At 68.4% G+C, this 23257-nt stretch carries 21 protein-coding genes; 20 read left to right on the top strand and 1 reads right to left on the bottom strand.

What is annotated here, in order from left to right; genetic code table 11:
• Positions 1–5 precede the first annotated feature (5 nt).
• From A5695_RS17585 to A5695_RS17595, 3 genes are read left to right on the top strand one after another with little or no spacing between them, the layout of a single operon-like run.
• Positions 6–833, top strand: coding sequence for an ABC transporter ATP-binding protein (locus tag A5695_RS17585; RefSeq protein ID WP_067268672.1), 828 nt, complete (start codon positions 6–8; stop codon positions 831–833).
• The gene (locus A5695_RS17590) at positions 826–1740 is read left to right on the top strand and encodes a glycosyltransferase (RefSeq protein ID WP_068084712.1); all 915 of its coding nucleotides are present in this window, start codon (positions 826–828) and stop codon (positions 1738–1740) included. The genes A5695_RS17585 and A5695_RS17590 overlap by 8 nt, the downstream gene beginning before the upstream one ends.
• Positions 1737–2567: an ABC transporter permease gene (locus tag A5695_RS17595; protein ID WP_068084715.1), complete on the top strand. Its 831-nt coding sequence runs from the start codon at positions 1737–1739 to the stop codon at positions 2565–2567. The genes A5695_RS17590 and A5695_RS17595 overlap by 4 nt, the downstream gene beginning before the upstream one ends.
• Positions 2568–2585: 18 nt before the next feature.
• Here the strand turns inward: A5695_RS17595 and A5695_RS17600 are convergent, their stop codons facing one another.
• Positions 2586–2909, bottom strand: a complete 324-nt coding sequence (locus A5695_RS17600; RefSeq protein WP_231974883.1) for a DUF732 domain-containing protein — start codon at positions 2907–2909, stop codon at positions 2586–2588.
• A 119-nt stretch (positions 2910–3028) separates the two neighbouring features.
• Between A5695_RS17600 and A5695_RS17605 the strand changes: the two genes are divergently transcribed.
• The 17 genes from A5695_RS17605 (at position 3029) to A5695_RS17685 (ending at position 23257) form a co-directional block, all read left to right on the top strand.
• Positions 3029–3550, top strand: coding sequence for a 6-carboxytetrahydropterin synthase (locus tag A5695_RS17605; RefSeq protein ID WP_068084720.1), 522 nt, complete (start codon positions 3029–3031; stop codon positions 3548–3550).
• A gap of 43 nt (positions 3551–3593) precedes the next feature.
• Positions 3594–3809 carry a hypothetical protein gene (locus tag A5695_RS17610; protein ID WP_082946156.1) on the top strand — a complete coding sequence of 72 codons (216 nt, stop codon included), beginning with the start codon at positions 3594–3596 and terminating at the stop codon, positions 3807–3809.
• A gap of 57 nt (positions 3810–3866) precedes the next feature.
• Positions 3867–5006 (top strand): flotillin family protein, encoded by a 1140-nt coding sequence (locus A5695_RS17615; RefSeq protein WP_068084722.1) that lies wholly within the window; start codon positions 3867–3869, stop codon positions 5004–5006.
• A 94-nt stretch (positions 5007–5100) separates the two neighbouring features.
• Positions 5101–5583, top strand: coding sequence for a GreA/GreB family elongation factor (locus A5695_RS17620; RefSeq protein WP_068084726.1), 483 nt, complete (start codon positions 5101–5103; stop codon positions 5581–5583).
• A gap of 116 nt (positions 5584–5699) precedes the next feature.
• The gene (locus A5695_RS17625) at positions 5700–6065 is read left to right on the top strand and encodes a GtrA family protein (protein ID WP_156749721.1); all 366 of its coding nucleotides are present in this window, start codon (positions 5700–5702) and stop codon (positions 6063–6065) included.
• A gap of 31 nt (positions 6066–6096) precedes the next feature.
• Positions 6097–7488, top strand: coding sequence for an FAD-binding oxidoreductase (locus A5695_RS17630; protein WP_068084731.1), 1392 nt, complete (start codon positions 6097–6099; stop codon positions 7486–7488).
• Positions 7489–8253: a decaprenylphospho-beta-D-erythro-pentofuranosid-2-ulose 2-reductase gene (locus A5695_RS17635; protein WP_068084735.1), complete on the top strand. Its 765-nt coding sequence runs from the start codon at positions 7489–7491 to the stop codon at positions 8251–8253. It begins immediately after the preceding gene.
• Positions 8254–8255: 2 nt separating this feature from the next.
• Positions 8256–10208, top strand: a complete 1953-nt coding sequence (locus A5695_RS17640; RefSeq protein ID WP_068084737.1) for a galactan 5-O-arabinofuranosyltransferase — start codon at positions 8256–8258, stop codon at positions 10206–10208.
• Positions 10208–13486 carry an arabinosyltransferase domain-containing protein gene (locus A5695_RS17645; RefSeq protein ID WP_156749718.1) on the top strand — a complete coding sequence of 1093 codons (3279 nt, stop codon included), beginning with the start codon at positions 10208–10210 and terminating at the stop codon, positions 13484–13486. The genes A5695_RS17640 and A5695_RS17645 overlap by 1 nt, the downstream gene beginning before the upstream one ends.
• A 58-nt stretch (positions 13487–13544) precedes the next feature.
• A complete protein-coding gene (locus tag A5695_RS17650) occupies positions 13545–13868 on the top strand; it encodes a helix-turn-helix transcriptional regulator (RefSeq protein WP_068084745.1) in 324 nt (107 codons plus the stop codon).
• Positions 13865–14350, top strand: a complete 486-nt coding sequence (locus A5695_RS17655; RefSeq protein ID WP_068084749.1) for an SRPBCC family protein — start codon at positions 13865–13867, stop codon at positions 14348–14350. The genes A5695_RS17650 and A5695_RS17655 overlap by 4 nt, the downstream gene beginning before the upstream one ends.
• A complete protein-coding gene (locus A5695_RS17660; protein ID WP_068084752.1) occupies positions 14347–14970 on the top strand; it encodes a maleylpyruvate isomerase family mycothiol-dependent enzyme in 624 nt (207 codons plus the stop codon). Before A5695_RS17655 ends, A5695_RS17660 begins: the two co-directional genes overlap by 4 nt.
• A 67-nt stretch (positions 14971–15037) precedes the next feature.
• On the top strand, positions 15038–18364 hold the full coding sequence (locus A5695_RS17665; RefSeq protein ID WP_068084755.1) for an arabinosyltransferase domain-containing protein: 3327 nt from the start codon (positions 15038–15040) through the stop codon (positions 18362–18364).
• Positions 18361–21588, top strand: a complete 3228-nt coding sequence (locus A5695_RS17670) for an arabinosyltransferase domain-containing protein (RefSeq protein WP_068084758.1) — start codon at positions 18361–18363, stop codon at positions 21586–21588. The genes A5695_RS17665 and A5695_RS17670 overlap by 4 nt, the downstream gene beginning before the upstream one ends.
• Positions 21589–21744: 156 nt before the next feature.
• Positions 21745–22248: a hypothetical protein gene (locus tag A5695_RS17675; protein WP_068084761.1), complete on the top strand. Its 504-nt coding sequence runs from the start codon at positions 21745–21747 to the stop codon at positions 22246–22248.
• Positions 22249–22355: 107 nt separating this feature from the next.
• Positions 22356–22814, top strand: a complete 459-nt coding sequence (locus A5695_RS17680) for a hypothetical protein (RefSeq protein ID WP_068084766.1) — start codon at positions 22356–22358, stop codon at positions 22812–22814.
• A gap of 65 nt (positions 22815–22879) precedes the next feature.
• Entirely contained in the window at positions 22880–23257 is a 378-nt protein-coding gene (locus A5695_RS17685; RefSeq protein WP_369830206.1) for an FHA domain-containing protein, read from the top strand.

Raw genomic sequence — 23257 nt, forward strand, 5'->3', positions numbered from 1 at the left:
GCACGGTGGCGGGTCCTCACATCGAGACGCACAACGCGTGGGTGGAATTCCCCATTTTCGACGCGAAGTCGCGCTCCCTGAAGAAAGCCTTCCTGGGCAAGGCGGGCGGCACCATCGGCCGCAACAGCTCCAACGTGGTCGTCGTCGAGGCGCTGCGCGACATCACCATGTCGCTGGAGCTAGGTGACCGCGTCGGCCTGGTTGGCCACAACGGCGCGGGGAAATCGACTCTGCTGCGGCTGCTTTCGGGCATCTATGAACCCACCCGCGGCTGGGCGAAGGTCACCGGCCGCGTCGCGCCCATCTTCGATCTGGGTGTCGGCATGGACCCCGAGATCTCGGGCTACGAGAACATCATCATCCGCGGGCTGTTCCTGGGGCAGACACGCAAGCAGATGATGGCCAAGGTGGACGAGATCGCCGAGTTCACCGAGCTGGGCGATTACCTGTCGATGCCGCTGCGCACGTACTCCACCGGGATGCGGGTGCGGCTGGCCATGGGCGTGGTCACCAGCATCGACCCCGAAATCCTGTTACTGGACGAGGGTTTGGGCGCGGTCGACGCCGACTTCATGAAGAAGGCCCAGTCCAGGCTGCAAAGCCTGGTGGAGCGGTCCGGAATCCTGGTGTTCGCCAGCCATTCCAACGAATTCCTCGCCCGGCTGTGCAAGACGGCGATGTGGATCGACCACGGCGTGATCCGCATGTCCGGCGGCATCGAAGACGTGGTGCGCGCCTACGAAGGGGAGGACGCGGCCCGGCACGTGCGCGAGGTGCTCGCCGAGACGGCCGCAGACAATCCCCTGGCCCAAAGAGCATCCGGGGATGAGTGACTCCGTCGTCGCCGTCGTCGTCACCCACCGGCGCCCCGACGAACTGGCCAAGTCGCTGGGCGCCCTGAGCAGCCAAACCCGGGTGCCCGACCATCTCATCGTCGTCGACAATGACGGGTGCGGTGACGGCCGGGTCCGCGACCTGGTGACCGGCCAGCCGATCCCGGCCACCTACCTGCCCTCCCGCCGAAACCTCGGCGGCGCAGGCGGTTTCGCGCTTGGCATGCTGCACGCGCTGGCGCAGGGGGCCGACTGGGTCTGGCTGGCCGACGACGACGGGCGGCCGCAGGACTCGCACGTGCTGGCCACCCTGCTAGCGTGTGCCGAAAAGCACGCCCTGGCCGAGGTGTCACCAATGGTGTGCAACCTCGACGACCCGGAGCGGCTGGCGTTTCCACTGCGCCGCGGACTGGTATGGCGCAGGCTGGCAAGCGAATTGCGCACCGAGGCCGGACAGGACCTGCTACCCGGGATCGCGTCGCTGTTCAACGGCGCGTTGTTCCGGGCGGCCACCCTCGAGGCGATCGGTGTTCCCGACTTGCGGCTGTTCATCCGCGGCGACGAAGTCGAGATGCACCGGCGGCTGGTGCGGTCGGGCCTGGCGTTCGGCACCTGCCTGGACGCGATCTACCTGCACCCCTGCGGCTCGGCGGAATTCCGGCCAATCTTGGGCGGCCGCATGCACACCCAATATCCCGACGACCCCACCAAGCGGTTCTACACCTACCGCAACCGCGGCTACCTGCTGTCGCAGCCGGGCCTGCGCAAGCTGCAGCTTCAGGAGTGGGTTCGATTCGGGTGGTATTTCCTGGTGACCCGCCGCGACCCCAAGGGCCTGGCCGAGTGGATTCGGTTGCGCCGCTTGGGCCGCCGCGAGCAGTTCGGCACGCCTGGAGGAAACAAATGACGTTTCTGGACGCCGCCGCCCAGTCGCGGACCTTCACCCGCGCCCGCGGCGACCTGATCGCGGGCTTCCGCCGGCACGAGCTATGGCTGCACCTGGGCTGGCAGGACATCAAGCAGCGCTACCGCCGCTCGGTGCTGGGCCCGTTCTGGATCACCATCGCGACGGGCACCACCGCCGTCGCGATGGGCGGCCTGTACTCCAAGCTGTTTCACCTCGAGCTCGCCGTGCACCTGCCGTACGTCACGCTGGGCCTGATCGTCTGGAACCTGATCAACGCCGCCATCCTGGAGGGCGCCGACGTCTTCGTCGCCAACGAGGGACTGATCAAGCAACTACCGACGCCACTGTCCGTGCACGTGTACCGGCTGGTGTGGCGGCAGGTGATCTTGTTCGCGCACAACATCGTCATCTACGCCGTCATCGCGATGATCTATCCCAAGCCGTGGTCGTGGGCGGACCTGTCGGTCATTCCGGCGCTGGGCCTGATCGTGCTCAATTGCATCTGGGTGTCACTGTGTTTCGGCATCCTGGCCACCCGCTACCGCGACATCGGTCCGCTGCTGTTCTCGGTCGTGCAGTTGCTGTTCTTCATGACGCCGATCATCTGGAACGACGACACCTTGCGCCAGCAGGGTGCCGGACGCTGGTCGCGCATCGTCGAACTCAACCCGCTGCTGCACTATCTCGATATCGTCCGCGCCCCACTGCTGGGCGCCCACCAGGAGCTGCGGCACTGGGCCGTGGTGGCGGCGCTGACCGCCGTCGGTTGGGTGCTGGCGGCGTTGGCGATGCGCCAATACCGCGCCCGGGTTCCGTACTGGGTTTAGCCGGGCAATCGAGGTAGCTCACATCAGGGGCGGCAGCGGATTCAGCCAGTCCAACGAACCGTCAATCTGCCCTTTGTATTGCGGGCAATAGGCGGACACGGAAGCGCCGACGAAGAATCCGGCTTGTCGCGCCGAGAGACTGGCACCCTTCATCACCTTCATCGCCAGCACGCTGGACTTCTGGTTTCTGTCGAGTCCCGCGCACACACTCCGGGCCATCGAGATCGCGGCGCGCGGATCGCTCATCATGATCCCGTTGTCCGCAAGGGCGCCCAGGAAGGCGTCGTCGGACGGGTCGGCGACGGCCGGTGCCGCAGCAAGCAGCGCGACGACGGCCAGCATGGCCGCGGCGCTCGTCGACCTCGTTATGCGACCGACGTTCATAACCACCACGATAGGCCGCGATCACCCTCCAAGAATTCGTTGAGGATCCCGCAAGGCCGGCGCCGGACGCTCAGCCCATGCGTAACACCGCTTTCGCCGATGGGGCCCGCGTGGCCACCATCCACCGCGCCGACGCGCCGCTGGGCCGCACGGCCAGGTTCCACCTGCGCAGGTTGTTCGACAACCTGCCCTGCTGCCACCGCTCGTGGGCCAACCAGGGCAAGCGCTTCTTCCTGCACGGCTACGAGCGGGCCTTCGACATCGAGTTCGCCTGCGCCGAAACCGAAGCCGGCACCGACGCGGTGATCGACGAGAACACCCTGGACCGCGTCAAGACGGCGCTGCGGGGCCAGTTCGACCACACCACGCTGATCGCCGTCGACGACCCGCAGCGCGACCTGTTCGAGGTGCTGGCCGACCGGGGCGTCATCGACCTGCGGATCATGGACGACACCGGGATGGCGGGCACCGCCGCCTGGACGTTCGAGACGGTCGAAGGCATCGTCGCGCGGGCGACCGGCGGCCGCGTCTGGGTGTCCCGCATCAAGGCGCGGGAGAGCCGCAACAACGTCGTCACCCTCACGGCGGGACCCGTTTAAACGAAACACGACGTCGGCAATGCCGATGCGGCAGTATGCGTTCGTGAGCGACGCCTCGGCAATCGGCTGCGTTGGGACGTTGACCGTGGCAACCCGCGGCGACCATGGCGCCGGCGAGGTGCTGGTCAGCGTGCGGGGCGCCAAGGAAGCGTTTCTGGCGTGGTCCGACGATCCCCTGCCGAAGGGTGCTCAGGTGCTGGTGGTCGAGGTCAGGGGCGCCCGGACGGTGGTCGTCGAACCCTGGCACGGCCTCGCCTGATCTGAATTGACGACCCGGATTGGCCGGGATACAACAGCGAAACCAAAAGGAGACCCCATGCTCGGTTACAAAGTGCCCGCCCCCGACGAGGCGATGCTGGTCTCGGGCGGGCGAAGCAAGAGCAACGCCCCGTTCCGCGTCGTGACCGGCCACGGCGCCTTCATCATGCCGTTCTTCCGCAAGGCCCGCTTCCTCACGCTGGCGATGTGTGAGGCCGAGGTGGCCGAGAAATGCGTGACGCAGCAGGGCATCACGCTCAACGTCCGGGCGGTGATCGCCTTCAAGGTCGGCAACGACACCGAGAGCATCACCAGCGCCGCCCAGCGATTCCTGTCCGAACAGGATCAGATGTCCGTGCTGACCGGGCGCATCTTCGCCGGCCACCTGAGGTCGATCATCGGGTCGATGACCGTCGAGCAGATCATCCGGGAACGCCAGAAGCTGGCGACCGAGGTCCTCGACGGCTCCAAGGAGGAGATGGCCCGGATCGGCCTCACGGTCGACGCGCTGCAGATCCAGTCCATCGACGACGACGGCCTGGGCTACATCAACGCGATGTCGGCGCCGCACAACGCGGCCATCCAGCAGCAGGCGCAGATCGCCCAGGCCCAGGCCAATCAGGCGGCCGCCGAAGCCGAGCAGGAGTCGCAGCGCAAGCAGGCCGAATTCGCCCGCGAGACCGCGATCGTCAAGGCGCAGTACAAGGCCGAGGTCGACAAGGCGCAGGCGGAGGCGGCCCAGGCCGGCCCGCTGGCCGAGGCCGAGGCCCAGCGCGAGGTGCTGCAGATGCGCACCGAGCTGGCCCAGCGCGCCGCCGAGCTGCGCCAGCAGGAGCTGGTCGCCGAGGTGGTCAAGCCCGCCGAGGCCGAAGCCGAACGCGTGCGGATCCTGGCGGTGGCAGACGCGGAGAAGATGAAGATCCAGGCCGAGGCGGCGGCCTCGCACAACCGCGTCGCGCTGGACAAGGCACTGATCGATCAGCTGCCCGAGATCGTCGAGAAGGCGGCGCGGGGGCTCGCCAACGCGAACGTGACCGTCCTCAACGGCGCCGAGGGGCTCACCGAGGTGGCCAGCGGTCTGGTCGCCCAGGGCCGCGCGATCTTCGACGCCCTGCGAGGCACCGTCGACGACTACGACGACGAAAACGGCGCGCCGCCGCTCACCACCAACTCCGAATCGGGCTCGACCAGCCACTGAGCAAAATTGCCGCTTGTTCAATAACAGTGGCGGCCGCCCCCGTCGTGGTGCGACACTGGAACGCCACCCGAGCAAACTGGGCGAAAGGTCCGACGTGAGCAAGAAGGCGCAATCCGCTGCGGACGCGGCGCGGGAGAACCTGGCCGCGGAGCTGGAGCGGCTGCGGCAGCGGCGGGACCGCCTCGAGGTCGAGGTCCGCAACGACCGCGGCATGGTGGGCGATCACGGCGACGCCGCCGAGGCGATCCAGCGCGCCGAGGAGCTGGTGGGGCTCAGCGACCGGATCAACGAGCTGGACCGCCGGCTGCGGACCGGGCCGTCGGAGCCCGACGCATCATCCGAGACGCTGCCCGGTGGCACCGAGGTGACCCTGCGGTTCTCCGACGGTGAAGTGGTCACCATGCACGTGATCTCGATCGTGGAAGAGACTCCGGTGGGCCGGGAAGGTGAGACGCTGACCGCGCGCAGCCCCCTGGCCCAGGCCCTGGCCGGACACAAGGCGGGCGACACGGTGACCTACTCGACGCCGCAGGGCGAGGACCAGGTCGAGCTGATAGCGGTCAAGCTGCCCCGCTAAAGCGTCCCGTAGCGTCCCCGGCGCGGCCCATAGGCCCGGTTAGACTCCCCCCGATGGTTGCCCCGCCGCCCGATGCTGCTCCGCCCAGCCCGCAGCTGAGCCTGACGACACAGGTGGTGCGCTTCGTCGTCACCGGCGGCCTGGCGGGGATCGTGGACTTCAGCCTGTACCTGGCCCTGTACAAAGCGGTTGGCGTCCAGGTCGACCTGGCCAAGGCCGCCAGCTTCGTCGTCGGCACCATCACCGCCTACCTGATCAACCGCCGGTGGACGTTCCAGGCGGCCCCCAGCACCGCCCGCTTCGTCGCGGTCATGATCCTCTACGGCATCACCTTCGCCGTCCAGGTCGGGCTCAACCACCTGTGCCTGGCGCTTTTGCACTACCGCGGGTGGGCCATCCCCGTCGCGTTCGTGATCGCGCAGGGCACCGCGACGGTCATCAACTTCATCGTGCAGCGAGCCGTTATCTTCCGCATCCGCTGAGCCACTTGCGCAAGCGGTACCCTCTTTGACGATGTTGAGCACCGACGTTGGAACCACCACCACCCGGCTGATGGGCTTCGGCCGCACCGCGCCGTCGGTGGCCGAAGTGCTCTCCACCCGCGATCCCGAGGTGATCGCCAAGGCCGTCGCCCGGGTAGCCGAATCCGGTGGCCCACACGGGCGGGGCGTCATCGCGCGCGGCCTGGGCCGGTCCTACGGCGACAACGCCCAAAACGGCGGCGGCCTGGTGATCGACATGACGGGGCTGAATCGCATCCACTCGATCAGCGCCGACACCCGGCTGGTCGACGTCGACGCCGGGGTCAGCCTGGACCAGCTGATGAAGGCGGCGCTGCCGTTCGGGTTGTGGGTGCCGGTATTGCCGGGCACGCGCCAGGTCACGGTCGGCGGCGCGATCGCCTGCGACATCCACGGCAAGAACCACCACAGCGCGGGCAGCTTCGGCAACCACGTCCGCTCGATGGACCTGCTCATGGCCGACGGCACCGTCCGCACCATCACCCCAGACGGTGAGGACGCCGAACTGTTCTGGGTCACCGTCGGCGGCAACGGCCTGACCGGGATCGTGCTGCGCGCAACCATCGAGATGACGCCGACGGAGACGGCGTACTTCATCGCCGACGGCGTCGCCACCAAGGACCTCGACGAAACGGTCGCCATTCACCTCGACGGCAGCGAGGCCAACTACACCTACTCCAGCGCCTGGTTCGACTTGATCAGCCCGCCACCCAAACTCGGCCGGGCCGCGGTCAGCCGCGGCAGCCTGGCCAAGCTGGACCAACTGCCGGCGAAGCTGGCCAAGAATCCGCTGAAATTCGATGCCCCCCAGCTATTGACGGTGCCGAACATCTTTCCGGTCAGCGCGATGAACAAGCTCTCCTTCATGGCCATCGGCGAGGTGTACTACCGGCTGGGCGGGACCTACACCGGCAAGATCATGAACCTGTCGCAGTTCTACCACATGCTCGACCTGGTCAGCGGCTGGAACAATGCTTATGGCCCAACGGGTTTCGCGCAACACCAGTTCCTGGTCCCGCCGGACGCGATGGACGAGTTCAAGGCCATCATCCGCTGGATCCAGACCCGCGGCCATTACTCGGCGTTGAACGTGTTCAAACTCTTCGGCCCGGGCAACCGCGCGCCGCTGAGCTTCCCGATGGCCGGATGGAACGTCGCGATGGACTTCCCCAACAAGCCCGGCATCAACGAGTTTCTCAACGAACTCGACCGGCGCGTACTGGAATTCGGCGGCCGGGTGTATACCGCCAAGGATTCCCGCGCGAGCGCCGAGACCTTCCACGCCATGTACCCGCGCATCGACGAATGGATCGCGGTGCGCCGCAAGGTGGATCCCGCCGGGGTATTCGCCTCCGACATGGCCCGACGTTTGGAGCTGTTGTAAATGGTGCTGGACGCCGTGGGAAATCCGCAGACCATCCTGCTGCTCGGCGGTACCTCCGAGATCGGGCTGGCCATCTGTGAGCGCTACCTGCAGAACGCGCACGCCCGTATCGTGCTGGCCGCCATGCCCGGTGACCCGGGTCGCGACGCGGCCGTCGCCCAGATGAAGGCGGCCGGCGCGCGGTCGGTGGAGCTGATCGACTTCGAGGCCACCGACGCCGACAGCCATCCCAAGACGATCGATGCGGCCTTCGCCCACGGTGACGTCGACGTGGCGATCGTCGCCTTCGGCATCCTCGGGGACGCCGAGGAGCTGTGGCAGGATCAGCGCAAGGCCGTCCTGGCCGCCGAAATCAACTACACCGCAGCGGTTTCGGTGGGGGTTCTACTCGGCGAAAAGATGCGCGCGCAGGGCTTCGGCCAAATCATCGCGATGAGCTCGGCCGCCGGGGAGCGGGTGCGGCGGTCCAACTTCGTCTACGGCTCCACGAAGGCGGGGCTGGACGGCTTCTATCTGGGTCTCGGAGAAGCGTTGCGCGAGTACGGGGTTCGCGTCCTGGTGATCCGCCCGGGCCAGGTCCGCACCCGGATGAGCGCGCACGTCAAGGAAGCGCCGCTGACCGTCGACAAGGAGTACGTCGCCAACCTTGCGGTCACCTCGGCCGCTAAGGGTAAGGAATTGGTTTGGGCGCCAGGAGCATTTCGATACGTGATGATGGTGTTGCGACACATCCCCCGGCCCATCTTCCGCAAGCTGCCCATTTGATCATGCGTAACGCACTGGCCAGCCTCGGCCAGATGTTCGTGGCGGTGGCGGTGGCCGTCGTCGTCGCGGCGGTCTCGCTCGTCGCCATCTCCGGCGTCCAGTGGCCGGCCTTCCCGTCGTCGAATCAGCTGCACGCGCTGACCACCGTGGGCCAGGTCGGCTGCCTGGCCGGCCTGATCGCCGCGGGTTGGGCGTGGCGGCGGTGGCGGTGGCCGGCGCGGCTGGGCGGGCTGGTGTTCGTGTCGGCGTTCACCGTCGTGACCCTGGGCATGCCGCTGGGCGCGACCAAGCTGTATCTGTTCGGCATCTCCGTCGACCAGCAGTTCCGCACCGAGTACCTGACCCGGCTGGCCGACAGCCCCGCCCTGCGCGACATGACCTACCTTGGACTGCCGCCGTTCTACCCGCCGGGCTGGTTCTGGATCGGCGGGCGGGCCGCGACGCTGAGCGGGACGCCGGCCTGGGAGATCTACAAGCCGTGGGCCGTCACCTCCATCACGATCGCCGTGGCCGTCGCCCTGGTGTTGTGGTGGCGGATGGTCCGGTTCGAGTACGCGCTGATCGTCACCACCGCGACGGCGGCGGCGACGCTGGCCTACGGCTCGCCCGAACCGTACGCGGCGATGATCACCGTGCTGCTGCCGCCGGTGCTGGTGCTGGCCTGGTCGGGCCTGCGTGCCGGCGAGCGCGAGCGTCACGCCAGCGTGACGCAAGGCGCCGACGGGCACGCTGGCGTGACGCTCGACGGGCAAGAGACACCATCGCCCGACGCCAGAAGCGGGTGGGCCGCCGTCATCGCCGCCGGACTCTTCCTGGGGTTCACCGCCACCTGGTACCTGCTGCTGTTCGGCTTCATCGCCTTCACGTTCGCGGTGATGGGCCTCGCCCTGGCCGGGGCGCGCTGGCGACAAGGAGGGTTCGGGGCGGCGCTCGACCCGCTGCGCCGGCTGGCCGTGATCGCCGTCATCGCCGCCGCCATCGGCAGCACCACCTGGCTTCCTTTCCTGTTGCGGGCGGTCCGCAGCCCGGTCAGCAACTCCGGCAGCGCGGCGCACTACCTGCCGTCCGACGGCGCCGTCCTGACCTTCCCGATGCTGCAGTTCTCGCTGCTGGGCGCGATCTGCCTGCTGGGTGCGCTGTGGCTGGTGGTGCGTGCCCGGTCGTCGGTGCGGGCCGGTGCCCTGGCCATCGGCGTGCTGGCCATCTACCTGTGGTCGCTGCTGTCGATGCTGACCACGCTGGCGCGCACCACGCTGCTGTCGTTCCGGCTGCAACCCACCCTGACCGTGCTGCTGGTCGCCGCGGGGGCGTTCGGCTTCGTCGAGGCGGTGCGCGCGCTCTCCGCGCGCGGACGGGCCGTCCTGCCCCTCGCCGGCGCCGTCGGGCTGGCCGCCGCGATCGCGTTCAGCCAGGACATCCCCGACGTGCTGCGCCCGGACCTCACCGTCGCCTACACCGACACCGACGGCAACGGCCAGCGCGGCGACCGGCGACCGCCCAGCTCGGAGAAGTTCTACCCCGACATCGACCACGCCATCGTGACCGTGACCGGCCGGCCCCGCGACCAGACGGTCGTGATGACCGCCGACTACAGCTTCCTGTCCTTCTATCCCTATTGGGGATTCCAGGGATTGACGTCGCATTACGCCAACCCGCTGGCGCAGTTCGACCTGCGGGCCGCCCAGATCGACAAGTGGTCCAAACTCAAGTCCGCCGACGAGCTGCTGCGCGCGCTGGACACCTGCCCCTGGCCGCCGCCCACGGTGTTCCTGATGCGCCGCGGCGCGAACGGCAACTACACGCTGCGGCTCGCCGAGGACGTGTATCCCAACCAGCCCAACGTCCGCCGCTACACCGTTGACCTGCGGGCCGCCCTTTTCGACAGCCCGCAGTTCGTCGTCCAAACTGCCGGCCCGTTCGTGCTGGCCATCCGCAAGCCGGTGCCGGGCCGCTGATGAGCACCGACACCGTGCCTCAAAAGGGGCCGCCCCACGTCGAAGAACTAGCATCTAGCACCGTGACCGACACGGGAGCGAACCACCGGATCGCTCGGTGGGTTGCTATCGTCGCCGGGCTGCTCGGGGCTTTACTGGCCATCGCCACCCCACTGCTGCCGGTCAACCAGACCACCGCCCAGCTGAACTGGCCGCAAAACGGCACGTTCGAAAGCGTCGACGCCCCCCTGATCGGTTACGTGGCGACCGACTTGAACATCACCGTGCCGTGTCAGGCCGCCGCCGGGCTGGCCGGCCCGCGGAACGCCGGCAAGACGGTGCTGTTGTCCACCGTGCCCAAGCAGGCCCCCAAGGCCGTCGACCGCGGGCTGCTCATCCAGCGCGCCAACGACTACCTGGTGGTGGTGGTGCGCAACGTCGCGGTGGTGACCGCCCCGCTGAGCCAGGTGCTCAGCCCGGCCTGCCAGCGGCTCACCTTCACCGCGCACGCCGAGAAGGTCACCGCCGAATTCGTCGGCCTGACGCAGGGACCCAACGCCGAGCACCCCGGCTCGCCGCTGCGTGGCGAGAAGAGCGGCTATGACTTCCGTCCGCAGATCGTTGGCGTCTTCACCGACCTGAGCGGGCCGACGCCGCCCGGCCTGAGCTTCTCGGCGACCATCGATACGCGCTACAGCAGCAGCCCTACCGAATTGAAGATGGCGGCGATGATCCTCGGGGTCGTGCTGACGGCCGCCGCCCTGGCCGCGCTGCACCTGCTCGACACCGCGGACGGCACCCGGCATCGCCGCTTCCTGCCGTCGCGTTGGTGGTCGATCGGCGGGCTGGACGCCTTGGTCATCGCCGTCCTGGTGTGCTGGCAATTCGTCGGCGCCAACACCTCCGACGACGGCTACATCCTGACCATGGCCCGGGTATCCGAGCACGCCGGCTACATGGCCAACTACTACCGCTGGTTCGGCACGCCGGAGGCGCCCTTCGGCTGGTACTACGACCTGCTCGCGGTGTGGGCGCATGTCAGCACCGCCAGCATCTGGATGCGGTTGCCCACCCTGGCCATGGCGCTGACCTGCTGGTGGGTGATCAGCCGTGAGGTGATGCCCCGCTTGGGGCACGCCGTCAAACAGAACCGCGGCGCGGCGTGGACCGCGGCCGGCATGTTCCTGGCCGTGTGGTTGCCGCTCAACAACGGGCTGCGCCCCGAGCCGATCATCGCGCTGGGCATCCTGCTGACCTGGTGCTCGGTGGAGCGCGCGGTGGCCACCAGCCGGCTGCTGCCGGTCGCGGTCGCCTGCATCATCGGCGCCCTGACGCTGTTCTCCGGGCCGACCGGCATCGCCTCGATCGGCGCCCTGCTGGTGGCTATCGGGCCGTTGCGGACCATCCTGCACCGCAGGTCCAAACGATTCGGCGCACTGCCGTTGGTGGCGCCCCTGTTCGCGGCGGTCACGGTCACCGCCATCCTGATCTTCCGCGATCAGACCCTGGCGGGCGAGATCCAGGCCAGCATGCTCAAGCGGGCCGTCGGCCCCAGCCTGAGTTGGTTCGACGAACACATCCGCTACGAGCGCCTGTTCATGGCCAGTCCCGACGGCTCGGTCGCCCGCCGCTTCGCCGTGCTGGCCCTGGTCCTGGCTCTCGCGATCACGGTCGCAATGTCGTTGCGCAAGGGCCGAATTCCGGGCACGGCCGCCGGGCCGAGCCGCCGCATCGTCGGGATCACGATCATCTCCTTCATCGCGATGATGTTCACGCCCACCAAGTGGACCCACCACTATGGGGTCTTCGCGGGACTGGCCGGGCCGCTGGGCGCGCTGGCCGCCGTCGCCGTGACCTCCGTGGCGATGCGGTCGCGGCGCAACCGCACCATGTTCGCGGCCGCGGTGCTGTTCCTCATGGCCCTGTCCTTCGCCAGCGTCAACGGCTGGTGGTATGTCTCCAATTTCGGTGTGCCATGGTCGAATTCGTTCCCCGCCTGGCACTACGCCTTTGCCACCGCGCTGCTCGCGCTGACGGTCGTGGTGCTGCTGCTGGCCGCGTGGTTCCACTTCGTCGATCCCGAAAACGGCGCACCCAAAACCCGCCTGGGTGCACGATTCGCCGGAATCATCCAGTCCCCGTTGGCAATCGCGACCTGGCTGCTGGTGGTGTTCGAGGTGGCGTCGCTGACCCTGGCGATGACCGACCAATACCCCGCCTGGTCGGTGGGCCGCTCGAACCTGCAGGCGCTGATGGGCAAGTCCTGCGGCCTGGCCGAGGACGTCCTGGTGGAACAGGACCCCAGCGCGGCTGCGCTGTCGCCGGTGAGCGCCTCGCTGGGCGACGCCCTGGGCGCGGGCCTGTCGGAAGCGTTCACGCCCAACGGGATTCCCGCCGACGTCCGCGCCGATCCGGTGATGGAGCGTCCGGGCGACCGCAGCTTCATCAACGACGACAGGCTCGTCACCGGCGCCGAGGCCGGCACCGAGGGAGGCACCAATCCGGCGCCGGGAATCAACGGATCGGTGGCCCAGCTGCCCTACAACCTGGATCCCTCTCGCACGCCGGTCCTGGGCAGCTGGCGTCCTGGCATCCAGGTGCCCGCCCACCTGCGGTCGGGCTGGTACCGCCTTCCCGCCCGCGACCAGGCGCGGCCACTGCTGGTGGTGAGCGCGGCCGGCCGCTTCGACCCCCGTGAGGTGCAGGTCCAGTGGGCCACCGATGCGGAGGCGGCGGGTGGGCATCCCGGCGGGTCGTTCCAGTTCTCCGACGTGGGCGCCTCCCCGGCGTGGCGCAACCTGCGGTTGCCGCTGTCGGCGATCCCCGCCGACGCCACCCAGATCCGGCTGGTCGCCGACGACGAAGACCTGGCGCCGCAGCACTGGATCGCGCTCACCCCGCCGCGCATCCCGCAGCTGCGCACACTGCAGGACGTCGTCGGCTCGAAGGACCCGGTGTTCCTGGACTGGCTGGTCGGCCTGGCGTTTCCCTGCCAGCGCCCGTTCAGCCATCAAAACGGCGTCGACGAGACGCCGAAATGGCGGATCCTGCCAGACCGTTTCGGCGCCGAAGCCAACTCGCCGGTGATGGACAACAACGGCGGCGGCCCGCTCGGCGTCACCGAGCTGTTGCTGAAGGCGACCACGATGGCGACCTATCTGAAGGACGACTGGTCACGCGACTGGGGCTCCCTGCAACGGTTGACGCCATATGTCGCCGGCGCACAGCCCGCCCGCCTGCAGCTGGGTACGGCCACGCGCGGCGGCCTGTGGAGCCCCGCGCCGCTGCGCAAGAGCTAGCGACCGCTTTCTCGACGGGTCTTGCCCGCGATTATCCGTAAGTCTACGCTTACCGTTCGTGACCACTTACCAAAACGGTGACGTATGGCTGGCCCTGGCCGACGGGACGCGGCGGGCCATCGTGGAACGCCTCGCTCACGGCCCGTCGGCGGTCGGCGAGTTGGCCCGCGACCTGCCCGTCAGCCGGCCGGCGGTGTCACAACACCTCAAAGTGCTCAAGTCCGCGGGGCTGGTGCGTGACCGTGCCGCAGGTACGCGACGCATGTACCAACTCGACCACACCGGGCTGCAGGCGTTGCGCGCCGACCTGGACCGGTTCTGGACGCAGGCCCTGGCCGGCTACGCCCAGAAAATCGACGAGAGCAAAGGAGAAAGCAGGTGAATCAACGGATTTCGAGCGTCGCCCACACCATCGTCGTCAACGCGCCGATCGAGCGGGCCTTCACGGTCTTCACCGAACAATTCGGCGACTTCAAACCGCGGGAGCACAACCTGCTCGCGGTTCCGATCGCCGAGACGATCTTCGAGCCGCGGGTCGGGGGGCACATCTATGACCGCGGCATTGACGGCAGCGTGTGTCGCTGGGCCCGGATCCTGGTCTACGAGCCGCCGCACCGCCTGGTGTTCAGCTGGGATATCGGCCCGACCTGGCAAGTGGAGTCCGACCAGTCGAAGACCAGCGAAGTCGAGGTGCGGTTCACCGCTGAGCCCGGTGAGCGCACCCGGGTTGACCTCGAACACCGTCACCTCGATCGCCACGGTCCCGGCTGGCAGTCCGTCGCGGACGGCGTCGACGGCGAGGCGGGCTGGCCGCTCTACCTGGATCGCTATGCCCGCCTGCTGCCCGCTCGGGACCGGCAATGACGGCAAGCCTGATGAGCATGGCCTGCGACGAGCGGGCCGACCTCGCAGAGTTCCTGGCCACCCTGACGCCCGAGCAGTGGAAGGCGCCCAGCCTGTGTACCCGCTGGACGGTCAAAGACGTTGTCGCGCATACCATCAGCTACGAGGAGCTCGGTCCGCTGGGGCTGATGAGACGCTTCGCGAAGGGCTGGGTCGTCCGTGCCAACCAGGTGGGCGTCGACGAGTTCGCCGACCGGAGTCCAGATCAGCTGCTCGACTTTCTGCGGGGCCATCTCCAACCACAGGGGCTGACAGCGGGTTTCGGCGGAATGATCGCGCTCGTGGACGGCACGATCCATCACCAAGACATCCGCCGCGCGCTGAACCGGCCCCGCGTCGTCCCTGCCGATCGACTCGAGCGCGTCCTCGATCTGGTGCCGGGCAACCCGCGGCTGGGGGCCGGACGCCGAATCCGGGGGCTGCACCTGCGCGCCACCGACCTCGATTGGGAACACGGCCGCGGAACGGAAGTCACCGGGCCCGGCGAGGCGCTGCTGATGGCGATGTCCGGCCGGCCGGCGGCGCTCGCCGACCTCGCCGGGCCTGGCGTGAACACCCTGGCCGCCCGGCTGCCCCGCTGACGCCGCGCGGTCCCGCGCGGCCCCGCGTCCTCCGCGGACAAAGCGGCTTCGCTTACGATCGAGCCTCGTGCCCCACGACGGTTATCAGCGATCGCAGCGGATCCCGCGGTTCGTGGCGGCCGTCGCTGGCATCGTCGGACTGCTGTTGTGCGCGCTCGTCCCGTTGCTTCCGGTCAAGCAGACCACCGCGACGGTGCTGTGGCCGCAGGGCGTCGCGGACGGGCACGTCACCCAGATCACCGCACCCCTGGTCTCCGGGGCGCCCCGCGCGCTCGACATCTCCATTCCGTGCGCGGCGATCGCGACCCTGCCCGCCGGCGGCGGCCTGGTGGTCTCGACCCTGCCCGCCGGCGGCGTCGATGCCGGCAAGGACGGGCTGTTCGTGCGGGCCGACAAGGACCTGGTGGTCGTCGCGTTCCGCGACACCGTGGCCGCGGCCGCGCCGCGGGCGGCGGTCGCCGGCGGGGCCTGCAGTGCGCTGCACGCCTGGGCCAACGCCGGCGCGGTTGGTGCCGACTTCGTGGGCATGCCTGGCGCCTCGGGAACCCTGCCCTCGGAGAAAAAGCCGCAGGTCGGCGGCATCTTCACGGACCTGAAGGTGCCGGCCCAGCCGGGGCTGTCGGCCCGCATCGACATCGACACCCGTTTCATCACCGCCCCGACCGCCCTCAAGCAGCTCGCGATGGCCGTCGGTGCCCTGGCCGTGCTGACCGCCGTTATCGCGCTCGCCGCACTGGACCGGCGCAGCCGCGGCGGCGGCACGCTGGTCAACTGGCGGTCACCGATCGCGTGGCTCTCCCGCTACCGCCCCCGGGCGCGGTGGAGTTCCTGGCGCCGCGTCGGGCTGGCAACCTGGATCGCCGATGTCGGGGTGATCGCGACGCTGTTGGTCTGGCATGTCATCGGCGCCACCTCGTCGGACGACGGCTACAACCTGACCATCGCGCGCGTCTCGGCGAAGGCCGGCTACATCGTCGATTACTACCGCTATTTCGGTACGACGGACGCGCCGTTCGACTGGTACCTCGGGGTCTTGTCCAAGCTGGCGTCGGTGAGCACCGCCGGGGTGTGGATGCGGCTGCCCGCCACGCTGGCCGGAGTCGCGTGCTGGCTGGTCATCAGCCACTGGGTCCTGCGCAGGCTGGGCCCCGGCAAGGGGGGCCTGGCCGCCAACCGGGTGGCGGTGTTCACCGCGGGCGCGGTGTTCCTGGCCGCCTGGCTGCCGTTCAACAACGGGCTGCGGCCCGAGCCGCTGATCGCCTTGGGCGTGCTGGTCACCTGGATGCTGGTGGAGCGGGCGATCGCGCTGCAACGCCTGGCGCCGGCCGCGGTCGCCATCTTCGTCGCGATGCTCACCGTGACGCTGGCGCCGCAGGGCCTGATCGCCGTCGCCGCGCTGCTGACCGGTTCGCGGGCCATCGCCCGGACCATCCGGCGCCGCCGGGCGACCGACGGGTTGCTCGCGCCGCTGGCGGTGCTGGCGGCGTCGCTGTCGCTGATCACCGTCGTGGTGTTCCACGGTCAGACTCTTGCCAACGTCGCCGAGTCGGCGCGCATCAAGTACAAGGTCGGGCCGACGATCGCGTGGTACCAGGACTGGCTGCGCTACTACTTCCTCACGGTGGAGTCCAACCCCGATGGGTCCATGGCGAGGCGATTCGCGGTGCTGGTGTTGCTGCTGTGCCTGTTCGGGATGTTGGTCATCCTGCTGCGGCGGGGGCGGGTGCCCGGCGTGGCCAGCGGCCCGGCCTGGCGGCTGATCGGCACCACCGCCATCGGCCTGCTGCTCCTGACGTTCACGCCGACGAAGTGGGCGGTCCAGTTCGGCGCCTTCGCCGGACTGGCCGGGGCGCTGGGCGCGGTCACCGCGTTCGCGCTTTCGCGGATCGGCCTGCACAACCGCCGCAACCTGACGCTGTACGTCACCGCGTTGCTGTTCGTGGTGGCGGTGGCGACCTCGGGGGTCAATGGCTGGTTCTACGTCGGCAACTACGGGGTGCCGTGGTACGACATCCAGCCGGTGATCGCGAGCCACCCGGTGACGACGATGTTCCTGGCGCTGTCGATCCTCACCGGGTTGCTGGCCGCGTGGCAGCACTTCCGCATGGACTACGCCGGTCACACCGAAGTCCAGGACAACCGGCGCAACCGGGTGCTGGCGTCGACCCCGCTGCTGGTGGTCGCGAGCATCATGGTGGTCGGCGAAGTCGCCTCACTGACCAAGGGCGCCGTGTTCCGCTATCCGCTCTACACCACCGGCAAGGCCAACCTCGCCGCGCTGGTCTCGGGGCTCTCACCGGCCAGCTGCGCCATGGCCGACGATGTGCTGACCGAACCCGACCCCAACGCCGGCCTGCTGGCGCCGGCGCCCGGACAGACCTTCGGCCCCGACGGCCCGCTCGGCGGGGTCAACCCGGTCGGCTTCAAGCCCGACGGCGTGGGCGATGACCTGAGGTCCTACCCAGTGGTGACCAAGCCCGGCGTGGTGAATTCGGACGCGTCCCCCAACAAGCCCAACGCCGCGATGAGCGACTCGGCGGGCACGGCCGGCGGGAAGGGCGCCGCCGGCGTCAACGGCTCCCACGCGGCGCTGCCGTTCGGCCTCGACCCGGCCCGCACCCCGGTGATGGGCAGCTACGGCGAGAATTCCCTGGCCGCCACGGCGACGTCGGCGTGGTACCAGCTGCCTCCGCGGACCCCGGACCGGCCGATCGTCGTGGTGTCGGCGTCCGGCGCGATCTGGTCGTACAAGGAGGACGGCACCTTCACCTACGGGCAATCGCTGAAATTGCAGTGGGGAGTGACCCGCCCCGACGGCACCACCCAGCCGCTGGCCGAGGTGCAGCCGATCGACATCGGCCCCGAGCCGGCGTGGCGCAACCTGCGATTCCCGCTGACGTGGGCGCCGCCCGAGGCCAACGTGGCGCGCATCGTCGCCTACGACCCGAACCTGAGCTCGGATCAGTGGTTCGCGTTCACGCCGCCGCGGGTGCCGGTGCTGCAAACCCTGCAGCAGCTGATCGGGTCGCGCACGCCCGTGCTGATGGACATCGCGACCGCCGCGAACTTCCCGTGCCAGCACCCGTTCTCCGAACACCTTGGCGTGGCCGAACTTCCGCAGTACCGCATCCTGCCCGATCACAAGCAGACGGCGTCGTCGTCGAACGGGTGGCAGGCCAGCGAGGCCGGCGGCCCGTTCCTGGTCACTCAGGCGATGCTGCGCACCTCGACGGTCTCGACGTATCTTCGCGGCGACTGGTATCGCGACTGGGGCTCCGTGGAGCAGTACTTCCGGCTGGTGCCGGCTGATCAGGCGCCCGACGCCGCAATCGAACAGGGTGTGATGACAGTGCACGGCTGGAGCCGGCAGGGACCGATTCGGGCACTGCCATGAGCGTCACGACCGTGAACAACCGCGAAGGCACGGTGACCGCCCGTCAAGACGTGCGAGCGGCGCGCTGGGTCGCGACGATCGCCGGGCTGATCGGCTTCGTCCTGTCGGTCGCGACGCCGTTGCTGCCCGTCGTGCAGACCACCGCCACCCTCAACTGGCCGCAGGGCGGCCAACTGAACAGCGTGACGGCTCCGTTGATTTCGCTGACGCCGGTGGACGTGACGGCAACCGTGCCCTGCTCGGTGGTGGGCTCCCTGCCGCCCGAAGGTGGGGCGGTCCTGAGCACGGCGCCCAAGAAGGGCAAGGACGCCGCGCTGAACGCGTTGTTCGTCGTCGTCAACGCCAAGCGCGTCGACGTCACCGACCGCAATGTGGTGATAGCCAGCGCGCCCCGCGACCAGGTGGCGGGGCCGCAATGTCAGCGCATCGAGATCACCTCGACAAAAGCCGGCGCATACGCCACCTTCGTCGGACTCAGTGATTCGGCCGGCAGGCCGATCGGCGGCGGTTTCCCCGACCCGAACCTGCGGCCGCAGATCGTCGGGGTGTTCACCGATCTCACCGGCCCCGCGCCGCCGGGTCTCAAACTGTCGGCCACCATCGACACCCGGTTCTCCACCACCCCAACGACTTTGAAGCTGACCGCGATGGTGCTCGCCATCGTGGCCACGATCGTCGCGCTGATCGCGTTGTGGCGCCTCGACCAGCTGGACGGTCACCGGATGCGCCGGCTCATCCCGAAGAACTGGCGCACCTTCACCCTGGCCGACGTCACGGTCATCTTCGGGTTCCTGCTGTGGCACGTGATCGGGGCCAACTCATCCGACGACGGCTACATCCTGGGCATGGCCCGGGTCGCCGACCACGCCGGCTACATGTCGAACTACTTCCGCTGGTTCGGCAGCCCGGAGGACCCGTTCGGCTGGTATTACAACCTGCTGGCGTTGATGACCCACGTCAGCGACGCCAGCCTGTGGATGCGGCTGCCGGACCTGATCGCGGGAATCGTGTGCTGGCTGCTACTTTCGCGTGAGGTGCTGCCCCGCCTGGGGCCCGCGGTCGCCGGCAGCAAGGCGGCGAATTGGGCGGCGGGAATGGTCCTGCTGACAGCGTGGATGCCGTTCGACAACGGCCTGCGCCCGGAACCGATCATCGCCGTCGGTTCGCTGATCACGTATGTGCTCATCGAGCGCTCCATGCGCTACAGCCGGCTGACGCCCGCCGCGCTGGCGGTCATCACCGCGGCGTTCACCCTCGGCGTCCAACCCACCGGATTGATCGCCGTGGCCGCGCTGGTCGCCGGTGGACGTCCGATCCTACGCATTCTGGTCCGCCGGCATCGACTGGTCGGCACCTTGCCGCTGGTGGCACCCATGCTGGCCGCCGGCACCGTCATCCTGACCGTGGTGTTCGCGGACCAGACGCTGTCAACGGTGTTGGAAGCCACCAGGATTCGGACCGACATCGGGCCGAGTCAGGCCTGGTACACCGAAAACCTGCGCTACTACTACCTGATTCTGCCCACCGTCGACGGTTCGCTCTCGCGCCGCTTCGGATTCCTGATCACCGCGCTGTGCCTGTTCACCGCCGTGTTCATCATGTTGCGGCGCAAACGGGTTCCGGGCGTGGCTCGCGGACCGGCGTGGCGCCTGATGGGCGTCATCTTCGGCACCATGTTCTTCCTGATGTTCACCCCCACCAAGTGGGTGCACCACTTCGGGCTGTTCGCCGCGGTGGGGGCGGCGATGGCCGCGCTGACGACGGTGCTGGTGTCGCCGAAGGTGCTGCGCTGGTCGCGCAACCGCATGGCGTTCCTCGCGGCGGTGCTGTTCATCATGGCGCTGTGCTTCGCCACCACCAACGGCTGGTGGTACGTCTCCAGCTATGGCGTGCCGTTCAACAGCAGCATGCCCAAGGTCGGCGGAATCTCGATCAGCACAATATTTTTCGCGCTGTTCGTGATCGCCGCGGTGTACGCGGCATGGTTGCACTTCGCTGACACCAGCCATGGCGAGGGCCGGCTCGCGCGAGCGCTGACGGTCGCGCCGATCCCGTTGGCGGCCGGCTTCATGGCGCTGGTGTTCGTGGCGTCGATGGTGGCCGGCATCGTGCGTCAATACCCCACCTACTCCAATGCCTGGGACAACCTACGCGAGTTCAGTGGCGGCTGCGGCCTGGCCGACGACGTGCTCGTCGAGCCGGACAGCAACGCCGGTTTCATGGCGCCCCTGCCCGGCGGTTACGGACCGCTGGGCCCGCTGGGTGGGGTCAACCCCACCGGGTTCACCCCCAACGGCGTGCCGGACCGCACGCTGGCCGAATCGGTCAAGGAGACCTCGGTGCCGCAGCCGGGCACCGACTACGACTGGGACGCGCCGCTCAAGCTGACGGCGCCCGGCGTCAACGGATCGACGGTGCCGCTGCCGTACGGCCTGAATCCCGCTCAGGTTCCGCTGGCCGGCAGCTACACGACCGGGGCGCAACGGCAGAGCCGGATCACCTCTGCGTGGTATCAGCTGCCGAAGGCGGATGACGGCCACCCGCTGGTAGTCGTCACCGCGGCGGGCACCATCGCCGGCAACAGCATCTTGCACCACCACACCAGCGGCCAGACGGTCGAGCTGGAATTCGGCACGCCCGGTCCCGGCGGATCCGTACAGCCGGGCGGCAGGCTGGTGCCCTACGACCTCCACGGTGAGCAACCCAAGGTGTGGCGCAACCTGCGCTTCGCGCGGTCCCAGATCCCCGCCGACGCCGTCGCCGTGCGACTGGTCGCCGAGGACCTGTCCCTGACGCCGGACGACTGGATCGCGGTCACCCCGCCGCGGGTGCCGGAACTGCGCTCGTTGCAGGAGTACGTCGGCTCGACGCAGCCGGTGCTGATGGACTGGGCGGTAGGGCTGGCCTTCCCCTGCCAGCAGCCGATGCTGCATGTCAACGGCGTCACCGAGATCCCGAGGTTCCGCATCACCCCGGACTACAACGCCAAAAAGCAGGACACCGACACGTGGCAGGACGGCGTCAACGGCGGCCTGCTCGGCATCACCGATCTGCTGCTGCGGGCCCATGTGATGTCGACCTACCTGTCGCACGACTGGGGCCGAGACTGGGGATCACTGCGCAAATTCGACACCATCGCCGATGCCCATCCCGCACAGCTCGAGCTGGGCACCGCGACCCGCGGCGGTTGGTGGTCTCCGGGGCCCATCCGCATTAAACCGTAAGGCTTTATAACGCCTTTCTTCGCAATTAGTCAGCCGCCCAATAACCGCACAAATTAACGATTAAGTAATTGCGGCAAATTGGTTTGACGGTCCCACATTCGGGTTAATACCTAACCGCTGTGATCCAGTTCACACGGGGAGAAACGGGTGGGGACCATGTACACGCTGAGACGGATCCGAACATGTGCGGCGCTGATTGCGGTGGCAATCACCTGGGCGATCACGTTCGGCGTCAAGGCCCACGCCGAAGGCGGCACCACAGTGGTGCTGGACAACTATTTGCGGCGCTGCGATTTCAGCCGCGTCGGCGTAGCCCCGAAGGTGCCTAGCCCGATGCTGGGCACCGGCTCGGCGGTGATCCGTACCACCGGATCGAAAGCGGTCGCCGAGGTGCACCTGTACGACGAACCTGAGCCCGGCACCCACTTCGAGGTCGGGCTGATCCAGATGCCCCGGCCGTCGTCGGGCACCTGCGGGCCGGGTGACCCCGGCACCGCTTTCTCCGGCATGGATACCGATGCGGCGGGCACTGGGACAGCCACCGTGCAGGACACCATTCGGCCCGGCACGACCGGGGTTTGGGTGATTATCGAGCGCCCCAACGCTAACTCGCAGAATCCGGCGGAGTTCTACACATCGGAGTTCGTCGCACCGGTATAACGCCCCTTTGGGAGAGGGCAGTGCCTTAAGTCCCTATCTCGACGCCGCGGTCGAGTGCTCCGATAAAGGGGTCGCCGCGTGACCGGCGTCGGATGAAAGGTACGGCAATGAACGCTTCCCAATCGTCGACACGCTTTTTCTGCCGCGTGCTCGGCCCCTTCCTCGTCGTCGTCGACGTGACTGCGGTGGCGCGCGCCTCCGACATGCAGTCGCTGCTGTCGCAGTTCGAGGCGAATTCGATGTGGACCTTCGTGACCGGTGCCTTCATCTTGCTGCTCGGCCTGAGCATCGTCGCGGCGCATCAAAACTGGCGCGGCGCCGCGGCGGTCACCGTTTCGCTGCTCGGCTGGCTGATCGTGCTGCGCGGGTTGCTGCTGGTGGCCTTTCCCAGGTTCTTCGCCACGTTGGCCAACGACATGATCGGCGCCCAGGGCTGGTGGATCACGCTGTGTGTCGTCTTCGCCCTGATCGGCCTGTACCTGACCTACGTCGGTTGGGCGCCGGCGCCGGCGAGCCCGACGTCACGGGCGGCGGCGGTCAAGCCGGACGTGTCGCGAGCCGCGTGAGCGACACGGGGTCCACGCCGCACCGGCCAACCCGGCGCGAAGACTTCCAGGACCGCACCGGCGCCATCGGCAGCGCCATGCCCGCCGAGCTCGAAGCCCCGGCGACCGCCGCCGACGCCGCGATCGAGCACACCTCGGCGTTGCGACCGGGCTCGGCATTGCTTGTGGTCGAGCGCGGCCCCAACGCCGGTTCCCGCTTTGACCTGAGCGCAGAAGTGGTTTCCGCGGGCCGCCATCCCGACAGCGACATCTATCTCGACGACATCACCGTCAGCCGCCGGCACGCCGAATTCCGAAGCGTCGGCGGCCAATTCCGCATCGTCGATGTGGGCAGCATGAATCAGACCTACGTCAACCGACAGCCTGTCGATTCGGCGGTGCTGGCCAACGGCGACGAAATCCAAATCGGCAGGGTCCGTCTGGTTTTCCTCACCAACGCGTAG

Origin of the sequence: Mycobacterium sp. E1747 (assembly GCF_001667775.1) — a bacterium.
Classification (GTDB): Bacteria; Actinomycetota; Actinomycetes; order Mycobacteriales; family Mycobacteriaceae; genus Mycobacterium.

What these genes read in the sequence shown, in the direction of transcription:
- A5695_RS17670 (WP_068084758.1), top strand. Translation starts at nt 18,361, where the DNA reads ATGAGCGTCACGACCGTGAACAACCGCGAAGGCACGGTGACCGCCCGT.
- A5695_RS17630 (WP_068084731.1), top strand. Translation starts at nt 6,097, where the DNA reads ATGTTGAGCACCGACGTTGGAACCACCACCACCCGGCTGATGGGCTTC.
- A5695_RS17600 (WP_231974883.1), bottom strand. Translation starts at nt 2,909, where the DNA reads ATGCTGGCCGTCGTCGCGCTGCTTGCTGCGGCACCGGCCGTCGCCGAC.
- A5695_RS17680 (WP_068084766.1), top strand. Translation starts at nt 22,356, where the DNA reads ATGAACGCTTCCCAATCGTCGACACGCTTTTTCTGCCGCGTGCTCGGC.
- A5695_RS17645 (WP_156749718.1), top strand. Translation starts at nt 10,208, where the DNA reads ATGAGCACCGACACCGTGCCTCAAAAGGGGCCGCCCCACGTCGAAGAA.
- A5695_RS17615 (WP_068084722.1), top strand. Translation starts at nt 3,867, where the DNA reads ATGCTCGGTTACAAAGTGCCCGCCCCCGACGAGGCGATGCTGGTCTCG.
- A5695_RS17590 (WP_068084712.1), top strand. Translation starts at nt 826, where the DNA reads ATGAGTGACTCCGTCGTCGCCGTCGTCGTCACCCACCGGCGCCCCGAC.
- A5695_RS17660 (WP_068084752.1), top strand. Translation starts at nt 14,347, where the DNA reads ATGACGGCAAGCCTGATGAGCATGGCCTGCGACGAGCGGGCCGACCTC.
- A5695_RS17675 (WP_068084761.1), top strand. Translation starts at nt 21,745, where the DNA reads ATGTACACGCTGAGACGGATCCGAACATGTGCGGCGCTGATTGCGGTG.
- A5695_RS17640 (WP_068084737.1), top strand. Translation starts at nt 8,256, where the DNA reads ATGCGTAACGCACTGGCCAGCCTCGGCCAGATGTTCGTGGCGGTGGCG.
- A5695_RS17595 (WP_068084715.1), top strand. Translation starts at nt 1,737, where the DNA reads ATGACGTTTCTGGACGCCGCCGCCCAGTCGCGGACCTTCACCCGCGCC.
- A5695_RS17635 (WP_068084735.1), top strand. Translation starts at nt 7,489, where the DNA reads ATGGTGCTGGACGCCGTGGGAAATCCGCAGACCATCCTGCTGCTCGGC.
- A5695_RS17605 (WP_068084720.1), top strand. Translation starts at nt 3,029, where the DNA reads ATGCGTAACACCGCTTTCGCCGATGGGGCCCGCGTGGCCACCATCCAC.